The 14547-nt window shown below is 67.1% G+C and carries 12 protein-coding genes and 2 tRNA genes; 2 read left to right on the top strand and 12 right to left on the bottom strand.

Annotation, left to right across the window (positions count from 1 at the left end; all coding sequences use genetic code 11):
- Positions 1 to 67: 67 nt before the first annotated feature.
- Together tig and ACI3KT_RS12410 are read right to left on the bottom strand one after the other, a co-directional pair.
- Positions 68 to 1558 carry a trigger factor gene (tig, locus tag ACI3KT_RS12415; RefSeq protein ID WP_404904547.1) on the bottom strand — a complete coding sequence of 497 codons (1491 nt, stop codon included), beginning with the start codon at positions 1556 to 1558 and terminating at the stop codon, positions 68 to 70.
- A 62-nt stretch (positions 1559 to 1620) separates the two neighbouring features.
- A tRNA-Pro gene (locus ACI3KT_RS12410) sits at positions 1621 to 1694 on the bottom strand.
- A 94-nt stretch (positions 1695 to 1788) separates the two neighbouring features.
- Here ACI3KT_RS12410 and ACI3KT_RS12405 point away from each other — a divergent pair.
- Both ACI3KT_RS12405 and ACI3KT_RS12400 read left to right on the top strand, forming a co-directional pair.
- A tRNA-Gly gene (locus ACI3KT_RS12405) sits at positions 1789 to 1859 on the top strand.
- A gap of 54 nt (positions 1860 to 1913) precedes the next feature.
- The gene (locus ACI3KT_RS12400) at positions 1914 to 3110 is read left to right on the top strand and encodes a hypothetical protein (RefSeq protein ID WP_404904544.1); all 1197 of its coding nucleotides are present in this window, start codon (positions 1914 to 1916) and stop codon (positions 3108 to 3110) included.
- Between the two features lie 51 nt (positions 3111 to 3161).
- Here ACI3KT_RS12400 and ACI3KT_RS12395 read toward each other — a convergent pair whose 3' ends face one another.
- The 10 genes from ACI3KT_RS12395 to uvrA all read right to left on the bottom strand — a co-directional run bounded on the left by ACI3KT_RS12395 (position 3162) and on the right by uvrA (position 14523).
- Complete coding sequence (locus tag ACI3KT_RS12395) at positions 3162 to 3515, bottom strand: RNA polymerase-binding protein RbpA (RefSeq protein WP_045258293.1); 354 nt, start codon at positions 3513 to 3515, stop codon at positions 3162 to 3164.
- A complete protein-coding gene (secG, locus tag ACI3KT_RS12390; RefSeq protein ID WP_045258292.1) occupies positions 3515 to 3763 on the bottom strand; it encodes a preprotein translocase subunit SecG in 249 nt (82 codons plus the stop codon). Before secG ends, ACI3KT_RS12395 begins: the two co-directional genes overlap by 1 nt.
- A gap of 84 nt (positions 3764 to 3847) precedes the next feature.
- Positions 3848 to 4639 (bottom strand): triose-phosphate isomerase, encoded by a 792-nt coding sequence (gene tpiA / locus ACI3KT_RS12385; RefSeq protein WP_307297693.1) that lies wholly within the window; start codon positions 4637 to 4639, stop codon positions 3848 to 3850.
- On the bottom strand, positions 4630 to 5844 hold the full coding sequence (locus ACI3KT_RS12380) for a phosphoglycerate kinase (protein ID WP_404904542.1): 1215 nt from the start codon (positions 5842 to 5844) through the stop codon (positions 4630 to 4632). The genes tpiA and ACI3KT_RS12380 overlap by 10 nt, the downstream gene beginning before the upstream one ends.
- A gap of 11 nt (positions 5845 to 5855) precedes the next feature.
- Positions 5856 to 6866, bottom strand: a complete 1011-nt coding sequence (gap, locus tag ACI3KT_RS12375; RefSeq protein WP_404904540.1) for a type I glyceraldehyde-3-phosphate dehydrogenase — start codon at positions 6864 to 6866, stop codon at positions 5856 to 5858.
- Positions 6867 to 6965: 99 nt separating this feature from the next.
- Positions 6966 to 7592, bottom strand: coding sequence for a superoxide dismutase (locus ACI3KT_RS12370; protein ID WP_292908303.1), 627 nt, complete (start codon positions 7590 to 7592; stop codon positions 6966 to 6968).
- A 201-nt stretch (positions 7593 to 7793) separates the two neighbouring features.
- The gene (gene whiA / locus ACI3KT_RS12365; RefSeq protein ID WP_292908301.1) at positions 7794 to 8771 is read right to left on the bottom strand and encodes a DNA-binding protein WhiA; all 978 of its coding nucleotides are present in this window, start codon (positions 8769 to 8771) and stop codon (positions 7794 to 7796) included.
- 68 nt (positions 8772 to 8839) lie between these two features.
- Complete coding sequence (rapZ, locus tag ACI3KT_RS12360) at positions 8840 to 9712, bottom strand: RNase adapter RapZ (RefSeq protein ID WP_292908299.1); 873 nt, start codon at positions 9710 to 9712, stop codon at positions 8840 to 8842.
- A 30-nt stretch (positions 9713 to 9742) separates the two neighbouring features.
- Positions 9743 to 11635, bottom strand: a complete 1893-nt coding sequence (uvrC, locus tag ACI3KT_RS12355) for an excinuclease ABC subunit UvrC (protein ID WP_404904539.1) — start codon at positions 11633 to 11635, stop codon at positions 9743 to 9745.
- Complete coding sequence (gene uvrA, locus ACI3KT_RS12350; RefSeq protein WP_307297704.1) at positions 11635 to 14523, bottom strand: excinuclease ABC subunit UvrA; 2889 nt, start codon at positions 14521 to 14523, stop codon at positions 11635 to 11637. Before uvrA ends, uvrC begins: the two co-directional genes overlap by 1 nt.
- Positions 14524 to 14547: the final 24 nt, after the last annotated feature.

Below are 14547 nucleotides of genomic sequence, written 5' to 3'. Positions count from 1 at the left end.
CTGTCGTCCTCCTGTACGAGAAAGGGGCGGATGCCGCAGCATCCGCCCCCTTCATCCCATCTGTCGATCACTCAGCCGAGTCGGCTGCCTTCTTGGCCGGAGCCTTCTTGGCCGGAGCCTTCTTGGCCGGAGCCTTCTTCGCGGCGGGCTTCGCGGCGGTCTCGGCATCGGCCTTCTCGGCCGCCGCCTTCTTCGCGGGAGCCTTCTTCGCCGGAGCCTTCTTCGCGGGCTTCTCCTCGGCGGGAGCCTCAGCCGCCTCGGCGTCAGCCTCAGCCTCGTCGTCGGTCACGATGAAGTCGCTCAGGTCCACGGCCTTGCCGTTCGTGTCGACGACCTTGACCTTGCCCAGGGCGATCGCGAGCGCCTTGTTGCGGGCGACCTCGCCGACCAGCGCGGGGAGCTGGTTCGAGGACTGCAGCGCCTCGACGAACTCCTGCGGAGCCATGCCGTACTGCGAGGCCGACTGGATGAGGTACTGCGAGAGCTCGTCCTGCGAGACCTGCACGTCGGCCTGCTCGGCGATCGTGTCGAGCAGGACCTGCGTGCGGAACTGCTTCTCGCTCGCCTCGGTCACCTCGGCGCGGTGCGCGTCGTCCTCGAGACGGCCTTCGCCCTCGAGGTGGTTGTGCACCTCGTCCTCGATGAGCTGCGGCGGCACCGGGATGTCGATCTTCTCGAGCAGCGTCTCGACGAGCTTGTCGCGAGCCGCTGAACCCTGCGTGAAGACGCTCTGCTGAGCAACGCGCTCGGAGAGGCTCTCACGGAGTTCGGCGATCGTGTCGAACTCGCTGGCGATCTGCGCGAAGTCGTCGTCGGCCTCGGGAAGCTCGCGCTCCTTGACGGCCTTGACGGTCACGGAGACCTCGGCCTCGGAGCCGGCGTGGTCGCCGCCGACGAGCGACGAGCGGAACGTGGTGTCCTCACCCGCGGTCAGCGACTCGATCGCGTCGTCGATGCCCTCGAGGAGCTCGCCCGAGCCGACCTCGTAGGAGACGCCCTCGGCACGGTCGATCTCGGCGCCGTCGATCGTGGCGACGAGGTCGAGTTCGACGAAGTCGCCCTTCGCTGCGGGACGGTCGACCGGCACGAGAGTGCCGAAGCGGGCGCGGAGACGCTCGAGCTCCTCATCGATGGCCGCCTCATCGGTCTCGACGGCGTCGACGGTCACCGTGATGCCGTCGTACGAGGGGAGTTCGATGTCGGGGCGCACGTCGACCTCGACGTCGACGAGCAGGTCGCCGGAGAAGTCCTTCTCGTTCGGCCACTGGGTGATCTCCGCCGACGGCCGGCCGACGACGCGCACCTTGTGCTCGACGGTGGCCTCGCGGAAGAACTTGTCGAGGCCCTCGTTGACGGCGTGCTCGATGACCGCGCCACGTCCGATGCGCTGGTCGATGATCGGGGCCGGAACCTTGCCCTTGCGGAAGCCGGGGATCTGCACGTCCTGAGCGATGTGCTCGTAGGCGTGGGCGATGCTGGGCTTGAGGTCTTCGGGGGTGACCGTGATGCTGAGCTTGACCCGGGTCGGGGTCAGCTTCTCGACGGTGCTGTTCGCCATGCTGGTGTGTTCTCCTTGTGATTTCCGCGCTGAATCGCGGCTGTCAGGCCTGTGAAGCCGTGTCGGGGCGACAGGAGTTGAACCTGCGACCTCCCGCTCCCAAAGCGGGCGCTCTACCAAACTGAGCTACGCCCCGGGGAATCCGCATGCAGATTCAGCCTCGAAGAGTCTAACGGACGCGAGCACTCTTCACTGTCCGCTATAGTCGTTTGAGTCCGGTTCGCCGGTTCGGGGGTGTAGCTCAATGGTAGAGTCTCAGTCTTCCAAACTGATTGCGCGGGTTCGATTCCCGTCACCCCCTCACTCGGATCAGGTCCTCGCTTCGCAGCGAGGGCCTTTTCACTAGGGAGGATGCGTGGTCGATCCGCACTCCGCAGCGCACGGCGTCCACACTCTGCCGATGCACTTCTCCGGAACCGCTGCGGTGGGTCGAAAGACGCGCCGCCGTCGCACCGGCCTGATCCTCAGCATCGTCGGCGTGTTCGCCGCCGGGGCGGTCTTCGGCGGTCTCCAGCTCGCCGGCAATCTCGGCTTCGATGACGCGGCAGAGCAGTTCGAGGCGCAGGCCGATTCGACTCATGCGACGCTCCTCGACGTTCGCGCGTCGACGACCGACCTCGATGCCGTGACCGCGTCTGCGACGCAGATCCTCGAGAGCGACAACGGCACCCTCGCTCCCGCCGCATCCAAGGATGTCCTTTCGGCAGCGGTGGACGAGGCCGATGAGGTCGTGGCCGACACCGAGACGGTGCTCGACACCGAGATCCCTGACCGGACGGAGAAGCCCGGCTGGTTCTGGGAGCTGTTCGCCGCCTCTGATCGCCTGTCGGATGACCGCGCCGATCTGGCCGACCTCGATGACGACCTCGCCGACCGATCACCGCTGATCGAGACCGCAGGCTCGTCCGTCTCGGACGCCGGCATCACGCTGCTCTCGTCGGCCGCCTCGGCCGCCGCTCCGTTCGAAAGCGCCCACATCTCCGCGAAGAACGACGCGGTGATCGCGCTGCGCGAGTCCGCGGCGGATCTGGCTGAGGTCACGTCGATCGACCAGGACGCCGTCACCTCGTTCGTCGCGCTTCAGGACGCCGCCACGCAGGTCGTCTCCTCTGAGCAGGTGGAGCTTGCGGAGAAGGCGGGACCGCTCATGCAAAACCGCCTCGCAATCGAGGCGTTCGCCAGGTCTTTGGCGCCCGGGGTGCTCCTCGAGTTCGACTGGAACCCGATCGTCAACGGCGTCGGTGACAACGGCAGCATGGGCGGGCTCACCACCTGGTGGTGGTCCACACCGGGCCACGCGGTGATCGAGCTGTCGAATTCGGTGGCCGAGCAGTGGCCGTCGATCACGAGCAAGTCGCTCGTCGCCCACGAGGTCGGGCACGCCATCAGCGTGAAGTGCCAGGACATGTACGACTCGTCGACGCAGGACAGCATCGAGAAGTGGGCCACGGCCTGGGCGATCAGCATGGGCTACACCGACGACGCCAACGGCGTGTGGGCCTACGGCTATCCCCCGCAGTCATACATCGACGCGGCGGCGGGCTGCCGGTGACATGAAGAAGCCGCCGCGACCGGATGGTCACGGCGGCTTCTCTGCGATGTCTTACTGGCCGCGTCGCTCGCGCAGCTGTGTGAGAGCGTCCTCGAGGAGCTGGACGGCCTCCTCGTCGGTGCGACGCTCCTTCACGTAGGCGAGGTGCGTCTTGTACGGCTCGGTCTTCGCGAGAGCCGGAGGGTTCTCCTTGTCGCGACCGGCCGGCAGACCGGACTGCGGGTGATCAATGATCTCCGGGATCTCCTCGTCGGGCAGACCTGCCGCGAAGTAGCGGACCGTCTCGTTGCCGAGGCCGTCCCAGTAGGAGACCGCGATGCGGTCGGCGTGATAGCCGTGGTCCTGTTCACCCATCGGGCCGGAGCCGACACGGGTGCCCCTGATCGCGTTGCCGCCGGTAGCCATCAGATCACCTCGAACTTCGTGATGAGGCCGAGCGCGACGATCGACACGAACCAGATCAGCGCGAGGATCACCGTGAAGCGGTTGAGGTTGCGCTCCGCCAGGCCCGACGAGCCGACCGCGGTGGACATGCCACCGCCGAACATGTCGGACAGGCCGCCGCCGCGGCCCTTGTGGAGCAGGATGAGGAGAGTCAGCAGAACGCTGGTGATGCCCAGCAGCACCTGCAGGACGAACTCGAGAATTTCCACGAGGAAGAAGCCTTTCGCCGGGGCGGGATAGCCCCCGTAACGGTCAAGTATACGGTGTGGCGAGGCCGGAGCCCCGCCACACGCTCAGACGCCTACGTGCTTCTCGAAGCGGATGATCGCTGCGAACTCGTCGACCACGAGGCTCGCCCCGCCGACCAGAGCGCCGTCGACGTCGGGCTCGCGCATGAAGCTGGCGATGTTCGACGACTTCACCGATCCGCCGTAGAGGATGCGGGTCCGCGCAGCCGCGTCGTCGCCGAGGACCTTCGCGATCACCGCACGCAGAGCCGCGCAGACGTCCTGCGCCTGCTGAGGCGTCGCCGCCTGCCCCGAGCCGATGGCCCAGACCGGCTCGTACGCCACGACGATGTCGGCATCCTTCGAGAGCCCCTGCAGCGCGACCTCGAGCTGACCGGCCGGAACGGCGCTCGCACCGAACTTCTCGAGGTCCTCCGCCGTCTCGCCGACGCAGATCACCGGAACCAGGCCGTTCTTGATCGCAGCCTTCGTCTTCGCTGCCACGACCTCGTCGGACTCCGCGTGGTACTCACGACGCTCGGAATGGCCGATGATGACGTACTTCGCATCGAGCTTCGCGAGGAACGCGCCCGACACCTCACCGGTGTAGGCACCGGAGTCGTGTGCGGACAGGTCCTGCGCGCCGAGCGCGAAGGGGATCTTGTCGGCGTCGATCAGCGTCTGCACGCTGCGGATGTCGGTGAAGGGCGGGAACACCGCGACCTCCACCGAGCCGTCCTCGTGCTTGGCGTCCTTCAGCGTCCAGTGCAGCTTCTGTACGAACGCGACCGCCTGCAGGTGGTCGAGATTCATCTTCCAGTTTCCCGCGATCAGCGGGGTACGAGTGTTCAGACCCATCCGAGCACCTCCAGGCCGGGTAGTTTCTTGCCCTCGAGGAACTCGAGGCTTGCGCCGCCACCGGTCGAGATGTGACCGAACTGGTCGTCGGAAAAGCCGAGCTGACGCACCGCAGCGGCCGAATCACCGCCGCCGACGACGCTGAGTCCGTCGACCTCGGTGAGCGCCTGTGCCACGGCCTTGGTACCGGCTGCGAACGCGGGGAACTCGAACACGCCCATGGGGCCGTTCCAGAACACCGTCTTCGAACCGCGTACGACGTCGGCGAATCTCGCCGCCGTCTCAGGACCGATGTCGAGACCGATGCCGGACGCGCCGAAGGCCGTCGACTCGATCGCATCCGCCGCGACGACCTCGTGCGCCGCGTCTGCGGCGAACTTCTCCGCCACGACGACGTCGGTCGGCAGCACGAGCTCCACGCCGCGCTCGGCCGCCTCGGCGATGTAGCCGCGGACGGTGTCGAGCTGGTCCTCCTCGAGGAGACTCGAGGCCACCTCGTGGCCCTGCGCCTTCAAGAAGGTGAACAGCATCCCGCCGCCGACGAGGATCCGGTCGACGCGAGGAAGCAGGTGCGAGATCACGCCGAGCTTGTCGCTCACCTTCGATCCGCCGAGCACGACCGCGTACGGGCGCTCGGGGTTCTCGGTGAGACGGTCGAGCACGTCGAGTTCTGCGGCGATCAGCAGACCGGCCGCCGACGGAAGCAGCTGAGCCAAGTCGTAGACGCTCGCCTGCTTGCGGTGCACGACGCCGAACCCGTCGGAGACGAGCACGTCGCCGAGTTCTGCGAGCTGCCCCGCGAATGCGGCGCGCTCGGCATCGTCCTTCGCCGTCTCCCCCGCGTTGAATCGCAGGTTCTCGATGACGACGACTCCGCCGTCCTCCAGGGAGGCGACGGCATCCTTCGCCGACTCGCCCACCGTGTCGCGCGCGAACGCGACCGGAGCGCCCAGCAGCTCGGACAGCCGCTGCGCGACCGGCTCGAGGCTGTACTGCGGATCGGGGGCCCCATCGGGGCGGCCCAGGTGCGAGCACACGATGACGCGGGCACCCGCGTTGATGAGTGCGTTGAGAGTCGGCAGCGAGGCGCGAACACGACCATCGTCCGTTATGACCCCATCCCGAAGCGGGACGTTCAGGTCACAACGGACGATGACGCGCTTGCCCTCGAGCGGACCCAGAGAGTCCAGGGTGCGCAGAGTCATGTGTCTGAGCTTCAGAGACGCTCGGCCACGTACTCGGTCAGGTCGACGAGACGGTTGGAGTAGCCCCACTCGTTGTCGTACCAGCTCGAGACCTTGACGAGGTTGCCGCTGACGTTGGTCAGAGTGGAGTCGAAGATCGAGGAGTGCGGGTTGTGCACGATGTCGCTGGAGACGATCTGGTCCTCGTTGTACTGCAGGTAGCCAGCGAGGCGACCGTCTGCGGCGGCCTTCTTGTACGCCTCGTTGACCTCGTCGACCGTGAGGTTCTCGCGGTCGGTGACCAGCGTGAGGTCGACGATCGAGCCGGTGGGGACCGGGACGCGGTACGACGAGCCGGACAGCTTGCCGTTGAGCTCCGGCAGCACCTCGCCGATCGCCTTCGCGGCGCCGGTGGATGCGGGGACGATGTTGATCGCTGCGGCGCGGGCGCGACGCAGGTCACCGTGCGGACCGTCCTGCAGGTTCTGGTCTGCGGTGTAGGCGTGAGCGGTCATCATGAAGCCGCGGTCGATGCCGAATGCGTCGTTGAAGACCTGCGCGAGCGGTGCGAGGCAGTTGGTGGTGCACGACGCGTTGGAGATGACGTGCTGCGTGGCGGGGTCGTAGGTGTCCTCGTTCACGCCCATGACGAACGTGCCGTCGACGCCGGTGCCCGGTGCCGAGATCAGGACCTTCTTGGCGCCTGCCTCGATGTGCTTCTTGGCGAGCTCCGCCTTGGTGAAGAAGCCGGTCGACTCGATGACGATGTCGACGCCCAGCTCGCCCCACGGGAGGTTGGCGGGGTCGCGGTCCGCGAAGGCCTTGATCTTCTTGCCGTTGACCGTGATGCTGTCGTCGTCGTAGCTGATCTCGGCGTCGAGGACGCCGCCGACCGAGTCGTACTTCAGCAGGTGCGCGAGGGTCTTGTTGTCAGTGAGGTCGTTGACTGCGACGATGTCGAGGTCAGCGCCCTGTGCGAGAGCCGCACGAAGGAAGTTACGTCCGATGCGGCCGAAGCCGTTGATACCGATCTTGACAGACACTAAGGTCTCCTGATTTCTTGTGCGCAATACGCGCGGTTTCAACTTGATTCTGGACAACGGCGTCCCGACGGGCAGAGTCCGTCGGGACGCCCGTCTTGTTTACGACAGTACCAGCAGGCCCGAGGTCTTCTCACGGGCTGTTTCGAAGCGCCGAGCCACGTTCTCCCAGTTGGCGATGTTCCACGCCGCCTTGACGTAGTCGGCCTTGACGTTGAGGTAGTCGAGGTAGAAGGCGTGCTCCCACATGTCGAGCTGGAACAGCGGCACCGTACCCTGGGCCGCGTTGGACTGCTGGTCGAACAGCTGCTGGATGATCAGGCGCTGCCCGATCGAGTCCCAGCTGAGCACCGACCAGCCGGAGCCCTGGATTCCCAAGGCGTTCGCGGTGAAGTGCGCCTGGAACTTCTCGAAGGAGCCGAAGAACTCGTCGATCGCCGCACGGAGCTCCCCCTCGGGCTCGCCGCCGCCGTTCGGGGAGAGGTTGGTCCAGAAGATCGAGTGGTTGACGTGCCCGCCGAGGTTGAACGCGAGGTCCTTCTCGAGCTTGTTGACGTTCGCGAGGTTGCCCGTCTCACGAGCCTCTGCGAGACCGTCGAGCGCCGCGTTCGCGCCCGTGACGTAGGCCGCGTGGTGCTTGTCATGGTGGAGTTCCATGATCTTGCCGCTGATGTGCGGTTCGAGCGCCGCGAAGTCGTAAGGAAGGTCGGGGAGCGTGTAAACAGCCATATCGCTTTCATCCAATCCGCGCCGCGCCGCGGCGCTTGCCGATCCTCCGCGCCACCGAATGCGGTGCGGAGCAGACGCTTTTCATCCTAGTGACGACAACGCACGTGTGGTCGGGTTCCTTCCGCCAGATGACGAAGCGAGCCGGTCCCTTTCGGGACCGGCTCGCTTCGTCAGGCCTGCGTCGCTGAGTTCGTCGAACCCTCAGACGTCCAGCCCCGCTGGCACGGCTGCTTCGGTACCGGGAATGCCCTCCAGCTGGGCGCGCTTGTCAGCCATCGCCAGCAGACGGCGGATGCGGCCCGCCACAGCGTCCTTGGTCATGGGCGGATCGGCGTGATGACCCAGCTCGTCGAGACTCGCGTCGCGATGCGCAAGACGCAGCTCGCCCGCGACCTTCAGATGATCGGGCACGTCGTCGGCGAGGATCTCCAGCGCGCGCTCGACACGCGCGCACGCCGCGACCGCGGCCTGCGCCGAGCGACGCAAGTTCGCGTCGTCGAAGTTCACGAGCCGGTTGACCCCGGCACGGACCTCGCGGCGCTGACGCATCTCCTCCCAGGCGGCGGCCGTGCGGTGGGCCCCCATCTCGCTGAGGATGCTGCGGATGGCCTCGCCCTCGCGCACGACGACGCGGGGCATCCCGCGCACTTCACGGGCCTTCGCCGCGACGCCGAGTCGGTGGGCCGCGCCGACCAGGGCCATGGCCGCCTCCGACGAGGGGCAGGCCACCTCGAGCATCGCCGAGCGCCCGGGCTCGCTGAGGGTTCCGGCGGCGAGGAACGCTCCACGCCAGAGCCCGGCGACCTCTGCCCGCGACCCCGTGGTGAGCCGGTTCGGAAGCCCCCGCACAGGACGCCGGCGCTGGTCGAGAAGTCCCGTCTGGCGCGCGAGCGTCTCGCCCGCCGAGATCACACGGACCGCCCAGCGCGCGCCTTCATTCGCCGTGCTCGACTGCACCTGGGCGATCTCCGGGCGCACGCCGTAGATCTCGGCGAGGTCCTTTGCCACGCGCTGGGCGAGCACCTCGGCATCCACCTCGGCCTCGACGGCGACGCGGCCGGCGATCGAGTGCAGGCCGCCGGCGAAGCGGAGCACAGCGGTGACCTCGGAGACACGCACCGTGGGGGGTGCATTGCGGATGCTGACGAGCTCAGCCTTGACGTCGGTGGTTAGTGCCACGGGACTCCTTCACGATCACGCGTCGGATCGCGACGCAAACCTCCAGCCTACCCGGAACTGATTCCCGGCTACTCCCTGCCCAGGTCTCTGTGACGCACGTTCACGGCCACTCCGGGGACCGCCGCGAGGCGTCGCGCGAGCTCCTCGCTCATCGCCACGGAGCGGTGCTTCCCGCCCGTGCAGCCGATCGCCACGGTCGAGTGGCTCTTGTTCTCGCGCTGATACCCCTCGAGCACGGGCGTGAGCGCGGCGGCGTACGCGTCGAGGAACTCGGTCGCCCCCTCGCGAGAGAGCACATAGTCGCGCACGGCCTCGTCCTGCCCGGTCTGACCGCGCAGCTCTTCGTTCCAGAACGGGTTCGGCAGGAACCGCATGTCCGCTACGAGGTCGACATCGGTCGGCAGCCCGTACTTGAAGCCGAAGCTCAGCAGCGTGACGCGATGGCGCGCCGCTCCCTCTTCGGAGAAGAGGTCGGAGACCTGGGTCGCCAGCTGATGGATGTTCAGCGAGGACGTGTCGATCACGAGGTCGGCCGCCTCGCGAATCGGCGCCAGCTTGGCGCGCTCGGTTCGGATGCCGTCGAGGAGAGTGCCGTCGTCCTGCAGCGGATGAGGTCGGCGCACGGCTTCGAACCGCCGCACCAGCACGTCGTCGGAGGCGTCGAGGAACAGCACTCGCACCGATCCCCGGGACCGAAGGGCTCTCGCCACGCCCGGGAAGTCGTCGAACAGGTTGCGTCCGCGAACATCGACGACCGCGGCGATCTTCGGCAGCGCGTCACCGCCCATGTCGGTGAGGTCGAGAAGCGGGCGCAGTATCTGCGGCGGCAGGTTGTCGACGACGTACCATCCGAGGTCCTCGAGCGCGTTCGCGACCGTGGTGCGCCCGGCACCCGACATGCCTGTGACGATGAGGAACTCGCCCGTGTCCCCGTCTGCCATCGTTGCTCCTTCTCCCCCGCCGAGACCAGCCTATCGACTGGAGAGATGCTTGTGGATGTTCTGCGCGAGCACTGGCCCGATGCCCTGCACCTTCTCGATCTCTCCAGGGGCTGCCGCGCGCAGTGCGGTGACGGAGCCGAAGTGCTTCAGAAGCACCTTGATGCGCGAGGCTCCGAGCCCGGGAACCTCCGACAGCACCGAGGCGATGTCGTTGCGGCGGCGCTTGCGCTGGTGGGTGATCGCGAAGCGGTGCGCCTCGTCGCGAAGCCGCTGCAGCAGGTACAGGGCCTCGCTCGTGCGCGGCAGGATGACCGGGAAGTCGTCGTCGGGCAGCCAGATCTCCTCGAGACGCTTCGCGATACCGCACACGGCGATCTCGGTGTGACCGGAGTCGCGCAGCGCACGGGCCGCTGCTGCGACCTGGGGCTGGCCTCCGTCGACCAGGAGCAGCTGCGGCGGATAGGCGAAACGCGGCTTCCGTCGCCCGACCCCTTCCTCCTCCTGGATCGCCGAGCCCGTCGAAAGGTCCTCCTCCGGCTCCGGGCGGTCGAGATAGGCGAGACGCCGGGTGAGCACCTGGTACATCGAATCCGTGTCGTCAGTCGTCTCGGCGATGTTGAACGACCGGTACTGGTCTTTGCGGGGAAGACCGTCTTCGAACACGACCATGGAGGCGACCACGTTCGTCCCGCTGAGATGGGAGATGTCGAAGCACTCGATGCGCAGCGGAGCATCCGCCATCCCCAGAGCGTCCTGCAGATCGGTGAGCGCCTGGGTGCGCGCGACATAGTCGCTCGTGCGGCGGGTCTTGTGACGGATCAGCGCCTGCTGCGCGTTCAGCGTCGCCGTGCGCATGAGATCGGCCCGCTGGCCGCGCTGCGCGACAGCGATCTCGACCTTCCGGCCCCGGCGCTCGCGCAGCCACTCCTCCAGCTCGGCGGCGTCATCGGGCAGCACGGGCACGAGGATGCGGCGCGGTACGTCCTGCGCGTCTCCGTAGGCGCGCTGCAGCACCTGATCGACGAGTTCGGGACCCGTGATGTCGATCTCCTTGTCGATCGTCAGCGCCCTGACGCCGCGGACGCGTCCGCCGCGGATCACGAAGTGCTGCACGGCCGCCGACAGCTCGTCCTCGGCGATGCCGAAGAGGTCTGCGTCCTCATCGGCCGCGAGCACGAGGGCGCTCTTGCCCAGCACGGCTTCGATCGCAGAGAGCTTGTCACGGTACTTCGCCGCGGCTTCGTAGTCCATGTCGGCGGATGCACCGAGCATCCGCTTCGTCAGTTCGCGGGTGAAGCGCTCGTCGCCCCCTGCCATGAAGGCGACGAAATCGTCGACCATGGCACGGTGCTCGTCGATCGACACCGTCATCGAGCAGGGCCCGCCGCACTTGCCGATCTGGCCGGGGAAGCAGGGCCTCCCCGTCTGCATCGCGCGCTTGTAGCTGGCGTCGCTGCACGTGCGGATCGGGAACGCCTTGATCATCAGGTCGATCGTGTCGTGAACCGCCCACACCTTCGGGTAGGGGCCGAAGTAGCGCGCGCCGGGGATCTTGCGATTGCGCGTGACGATCACCCGCGGCGCCTCGTCCCCGAGGGTGACCGCCATGAACGGGTACGACTTGTCATCCTTGTAGCGCACGTTGAAGGGCGGATCGAACTCCTTGATCCACATGTACTCGAGCTGCAGCGAGTCCACGTCCGTGGGCACCACGGTCCACTCGACGGATGCTGCGGTCGTGACCATGCGCCTCGTGCGCTCGTGGAGGGTGCGCAACGGCGCGAAGTAGTTCGACAGCCGCTGACGCAGGTTCTTCGCCTTGCCGACGTAGAGCACGCGCCCGTCCGCGTCGCGGAACCGGTACACGCCAGGGTCGGTCGGGATCTCGCCCGCCCGCGGCTTGTAGGGCAGCACGTCGGCCATCAGCCGGCCATCCGCGCGGCGCGCCCCTCACCCAGGATCTCGGCGAGGAACTGCCCGGTGTGGCTCTCATCGACACGCGCGATCTGCTCGGGAGTGCCCGTCGCGAGTATCTCGCCGCCGCCGGAGCCCCCTTCGGGACCCAGGTCGATCACCCAGTCGGCCGACTTGATCACATCGAGGTTGTGCTCGATCACGATGACCGTGTTGCCCTTGTCGACCAGCCCGTTCAGGACTTCGAGGAGCTTGCGCACGTCTTCGAAGTGCAGACCGGTGGTCGGCTCGTCGAGCACGTAGATGCTGCGGCCGTTGCTGCGCCGCTGGAGCTCGGTGGCGAGCTTGACGCGCTGCGCCTCGCCGCCCGACAGCGTGGTCGCCGACTGACCCAACCGCACATAGCCGAGTCCCACGTCGACGAGCGTCTTCATGTACCGGTGGATCGCCTGGATCGGCTCGAAGAACTCCGCAGCCTCGGCGATCGGCATCTCGAGCACCTCCGCGATGTTCTTGCCCTTGTAGTGCACGGCCAGGGTGTCGCGGTTGTACCGCTTGCCGTGGCAGACCTCGCAGTCCACGTACACGTCGGGGAGGAAGTTCATCTCGATCTTGATCGTGCCGTCGCCCGAGCAGGCGTCGCAGCGCCCGCCCTTCACGTTGAAGCTGAAGCGCCCGGGCTGATAGCCGCGCACCTTCGCCTCGGGCGTCTCGCTGAACAGCGTGCGGATGCGGTCGAACACGCCCGTGTAGGTCGCCGGGTTCGACCGCGGGGTGCGGCCGATCGGCGCCTGGTCGACGTGCACGACCTTGTCGAGGTTGTCGAGGCCCGACACGCGTGTGTGCTTGCCCGGCACCGTGCGAGCCCCGTTCAGCCGCGAGGCGAGCACTTGATACAGGATGTCGTTGACGAGCGAGGACTTGCCGGATCCGCTGACGCCGGTGACCGCCGTCAGCAGGCCGAGCGGGAAGTCCGCGTTGACGTTCTTGAGGTTGTTCTCGCGCGCGCCGACCACGCTCAGCATCCGCTTCTTGTCGATCTTGCGGCGCTTCTTCGGGGTCGGGATCTCACGACGTCCGGAGAGGTACTCCCCCGTCATCGAGGCGGATTCGCTCAGGAGCGCCGAATACGGCCCCGAGTGCACGACCTCGCCGCCGTTGACCCCTGCGCCGGGACCGATGTCGACGACCCAGTCGGCCGCCTCGATGGTCTCCTCGTCGTGCTCGACGACGATCAGCGTGTTGCCGAGGTCGCGCAACTTCAGCAGCGTGTCGATCAGCCGGCGGTTGTCACGCTGGTGCAGACCGATCGACGGCTCGTCGAGCACGTACAGCACGCCCGTCAGCCCAGAACCGATCTGCGTCGCCAGACGGATGCGCTGCGCCTCGCCGCCGGAGAGCGAGCCCGCCGAGCGGCTGAGGTTCAGGTAGGCAAGGCCGACCTGCAGCAGGAAATCGAGCCGCAGCCGGATCTCGCGGAGCACTTGCGCCGCGATCTTCGCCTCGCGATCGGTGAGCGTCAGCGTCTCCATGAAGTCGCGGGCGTCGGCGAGGCTCAGGTGCGAGACCTCGGCGATCGAGTGCCCGTGGACCTGCACAGCGAGGACCTCGGGCTTGAGACGGTTGCCATCGCACACCGGGCACGGCACCTCGCGCAAGTACTCGCCCCAGCGCGCGCGCTGCGTGTCGGACTCGGCCTGGGCGTACTGCCGCTCGATGTAGGGCACGACGCCCTCGAACCCCGAGGCGTAGCGCATCTCGCGTCCGTAGCGGTTCTTCCACTTGACGGTGACCTTGTAGTTGTCGCCGCGCAGGATCGCGTCCTGCACATCGACCCGCAGATCCTGCCACGGGGTGTCGAGCGAGAAGTTGAGATCGGCCGCCAGGCCCTCGAGCAGACGCTCGTAGTACTGGAACAGTCCCTTGCCCTGCGTCGTCCACGGGATGATCGCGCCTTCGCGGATCGAGAGCTCCTCGTCGCCGAGCATGAGATCGGTGTCGACCGACATGCTGGTGCCGAGGCCCGAGCAGGCAGGGCAGGCGCCGAACGGCGCATTGAATGAGAAGGTGCGCGGCTCGATCTCGGTGAGGGTGAGCGCGTGGCCGTTGGGGCACGCGAGCTTCTCGGAGAACGACTGCCAGGCGTCGTCGCCCTCTGCGTCGACGTAGTTGACCTGCACGACGCCACCGGCGAGTCCGAGGGCCGTCTCCACCGAATCGGTCACGCGGCCGAGGATGTCGTCGGCTGCCACGAGACGGTCGACGACGACGGCGATGTCGTGCTTGTAGCTCTTCTTCAGCGTGGGCGGCTCGGCGAGCTGGATCAGATCACCATCGACGATCGCACGGGAGTACCCCTTGGCCCCGAGCTCGCGGAACAGGTCGACGAACTCGCCCTTCTTCTGCGAGACGATCGGCGCGACGATCTGGTAGCGCGTGCGCTCGGGGAGCTCCATCAGCTGGTCGGCGATCTGCTGCACCGTCTGACGCTGGATCTTCTCTCCGCACTGCGGGCAGTGCGGGATGCCGATGCGCGCCCAGAGCAGGCGCATGTAGTCGTAGATCTCGGTGATCGTGCCGACCGTCGACCGCGGGTTGCGGTTGGTCGACTTCTGGTCGATCGAGACCGCGGGGCTCAGCCCTTCGATGAAGTCGACGTCTGGTCGGTCGACCTGCCCGAGGAACTGCCGCGCGTAAGCGCTCAGCGATTCGACGTAGCGGCGCTGCCCTTCGGCGAAGATCGTGTCGAATGCGAGACTGGACTTCCCTGATCCGGACAGGCCGGTGAACACGACGAGAGAGTCGCGGGGAATGTCGATGTCGACGTTCTTGAGATTGTGGACGCGGGCACCGCGAACACTGAGTTTTCCTGGGGTTGCAACCGGGACGATAGGCACTGATCAAGTCTACGAGGGGCCACG

The sequence above is a fragment of the Microbacterium sp. ZW T6_19 genome (assembly GCF_044987465.1).
Classification (GTDB): Bacteria; Actinomycetota; Actinomycetes; order Actinomycetales; family Microbacteriaceae; genus Microbacterium; species Microbacterium natoriense_A.
The sequence above is the reverse complement of the archived record's forward strand: the minus strand, read 5'-3'. Positions and strand labels throughout refer to the sequence as shown.